This window comes from uncultured Clostridium sp. (assembly GCF_947039605.1).
Lineage (GTDB): Bacteria > Bacillota > Clostridia > Clostridiales > Clostridiaceae > Sarcina.
In genome coordinates this window covers 1-2,615 of sequence record NZ_CAMQZG010000099.1, presented here as the reverse complement: position 1 = coordinate 2,615, position 2,615 = coordinate 1, and the positions used below count along the sequence as shown (strand labels likewise).

Here is a 2,615-nt window from a genome sequence, read left to right as displayed (position 1 = left end):
AAATTCCAAGAAAGTAATTTATTCCCTATTTTTAGACATTTGTTTTATTATGTTAAAAGGCTTAAGTATTGCTACTTCAGCCTTTATTTATCATATGTATAACTTATCCTTTTTTATGTTATTTTATAGTTCACTAATAAAATTATAAACCTTCTCTGCCCATGTCCATATGTCTTCATCTGAAGTAGATATATAATAAACCCTATCTTTAATATCATCACTAATTATATTAGCAAATAAGTCCTTATATATTTCAGGAATTATAATTGCAAGTACAGTATCTTTTAAAATTAACTCATCTTTAATTTTTAGTGGATGATACCCATCAAAAGTAGCTTTAGGATGCTTTTTTAATTCATCATATCTAAAAAAGAAACGTATTCCGGGGATGAAATATTCACTTAAATCTTTTTCTGTTGGAATTCTACCTAAAGCTCTTTCCATCACAAGTCTATCTCCTGCTTGGCAATTCCCCCAAGATAACATTAAATATTCAAAATAATCTACTGGGTCATTTGCAGCATTTCTAGATTCTAGCATCAATTGCTTTGCTGGTAAGTTTCTTGCCTTTACTGCTGAGAGTATAGTTCCACTTTTAAATATAGACATTGCATTTTCAACTGGTGCTGTATGACAAAGATACCTAGTTAAACATCCCTTTTGCTTACAAGCAGTACATTCTGTTATTTTTTCAGGTTTTTCTATATTTATAAAGCTTTTCTTATTCATTAATGCATGACTTACTTTCTCTTTTATAGCTTTAACTTCACTAACAATTTCAACTTTTCTCCCATATAACTCTTCATAATCTATAAATTTAATAATTTGATGTAGCTCCCAATTCGATATATTGGGATATGTAGACAAAGCATAGTAGTATATGCCCTCCCAGATGATACTAAATTCATGTTTACCAATATCAATTTTCATTATAAACACCTTCTTTTACTTCATATTTTAATACTAGAAAATTAAAATATATCATTACTATTTTTCTATTTTATATATATATATTTAAATTCCCTTCCAATTCATTTGTCCTTCTCATCATAATTAAATTTTCTTTTTCATAGTAAATATACTTATGGTCACTTGCTGAACTTAAAAATGGCATTTCTATTTGACAAACATATTGCTTACCATTATAACTAAAATGTTTTTCATCAATCGAATTAGGTTCATATCCTACAATAATTGAAAATGTACTAAAAACAAAAGCGATAACTAGGATAGATTTGCTCATAAATATTATTAATGGCTCTTTATCAGAAATATCTTTTTTATTTTTCAACTTAATAAATAAACTTATACAAGCATATAAACCTATTATAGGTACTCCATACACAATAATATTACTTACTGGTGCAATGAACTTATAGTCTGTTTCGCACAGTATAAAAGCATACCAAATAAATATCGCTATATTTAATATACCAACAACAAAAAGAATCTTTATAATAATCGTTCTTAGTTTTTGTTTTTGTAACTTACATACTATACTTAATAACACTAAACTACTTATACTTATAGGTATTATGCGTAAAGATGCTGATTTCAATGGATTAGTAGAACTATATAATGATTCTAGTTTGAAAATCGGTGATAATATAGTATCTATAATTGTTACTATACCAATTTGACTTATCATGATGTATGAGCATAAAAAGATTGTGATATAGTATTTCTTATTTAAAGTAGTTTCTTTCTTCAAATTATCACTCCTAATATTATATTTAACACTACTATATCATAATTTTTGTTATTTTTAAGTTAATTTTTATTGTTTAACAATATATTAATATTTTCCAAAGAGAAATAACAACTCTAATCTTTGTTAAAGCTACATTCCAATCTACCCTCTGACTTCACAAATTTATTATGAAAAAGACTGAAACCTATTGATTTCAGTCTTTTTATAACTTTTATACAACTTCTAGATTTATATGTTGAGTAATCTAGTTATTTTTATCAATCCATTTTTCAACTTCATTTTGAAGAATATCTATAACTTGTCTAGCTTTATGTTTATCATCTAATGCATTATGCACAGCTTTATTACCAGACTCTCTTATTATAGTTATATTTTCATATGTTGAAAGATTAATTAAATTATTACTTTTAGCAAAATTTATTTTATTATAAAAATCAAGTTTAATATATTCATATGGACGTAACGTGCTTTTAAGAAAAATATTTTCCATAAGAACTTCTCCACCTCTCCTAATGTGAGATATTGCACCTATATAATCTTCAATTTCAAAATTTCTTTTAGCTCTCTGAATATCTATAAATAAATTTCTCACCTCGTCAGAATATATAAATTTTGAATTTTTTACATTCAACTTAGTATTTTCTTCTATATATTTATTGATAAACTCACTAAACTCTCCAATTTCATTATACCCATTCATATCAAACCCATTCATATCAAATCCAAGTAAATTATACCCTTCTTTGTCATATCCTTTTACATCATATCCTTTTTTGTTATACCCTAATTTATCATATCCATTTTTATTATATCCAGCCTTATTAAAACCTTTAACATCATATCCACTTCTATTATAACCTTCTTTATCAAATCCAAGCTTGTTATAGCCTTCCTTATCTACACC

Annotated in this window: 3 protein-coding genes; all 3 read right to left on the bottom strand. The window is 25.8% G+C overall.

Translation table 11 applies throughout. The annotated features are described in order from the left end of the window. Positions 1-123: 123 nt before the first annotated feature. A complete protein-coding gene (locus Q0V24_RS17080; protein WP_297523380.1) occupies positions 124-930 on the bottom strand; it encodes a hypothetical protein in 807 nt (268 codons plus the stop codon). Positions 931-1,000: 70 nt separating this feature from the next. After that, positions 1,001-1,711, bottom strand: a complete 711-nt coding sequence (locus Q0V24_RS17075) for a hypothetical protein (RefSeq protein WP_297523379.1) — start codon at positions 1,709-1,711, stop codon at positions 1,001-1,003. Positions 1,712-1,955: 244 nt separating this feature from the next. Then, positions 1,956-2,615: hypothetical protein (locus Q0V24_RS17070; protein WP_297523377.1), on the bottom strand; the 660-nt coding region annotated here is incomplete at its 5' end.